A 388-nucleotide genomic window follows, 5' to 3' on the forward strand; every position below is an offset into this window, starting at 1 on the left:
TGCGGTCGCTGCTCGAGCTCGGCGACGACGGCGCCCGGGCCGCGGCCGTGAGCTCCGCCGTGCCCGCCGCCGAGCGCCGCGCCGCGCTCGAGGCCGCCGCCGCGGGCGAGCTCGAGTTCCTGTTCCTCTCGCCCGAGCAGCTCGCCAACGACGAGGTCCTCGACGCGGTCCGCGCGGCCCGGCCGAGCCTCGTCGCCGTCGACGAGGCGCACTGCGTCTCGACCTGGGGGCACGACTTCCGGCCCGAGTACCTCCGGGTGGGCGAGCGCCTCGACACCCTGGACCCCAGGCCGCCCGTGCTCGCGCTCACCGCGACGGCGTCCCCGCCCGTGCGCGAGGACGTCGCCGAGCGCCTGCACCTGCGCGACGCCGCGGTGATCGTCCGCGG

General features: G+C 78.6%; 1 protein-coding gene. It reads left to right on the plus strand.

The genetic code is table 11. The features are described from left to right. Positions 1 to 388, plus strand: a 388-nt coding sequence (locus tag G3I78_RS50595; RefSeq protein WP_343244057.1) for a DEAD/DEAH box helicase, incomplete at both ends; no start/stop codon positions are given.

Source organism: Streptomyces sp. SID13726, assembly GCF_010548375.1.
Taxonomy (GTDB): domain Bacteria; phylum Actinomycetota; class Actinomycetes; order Streptomycetales; family Streptomycetaceae; genus Streptomyces.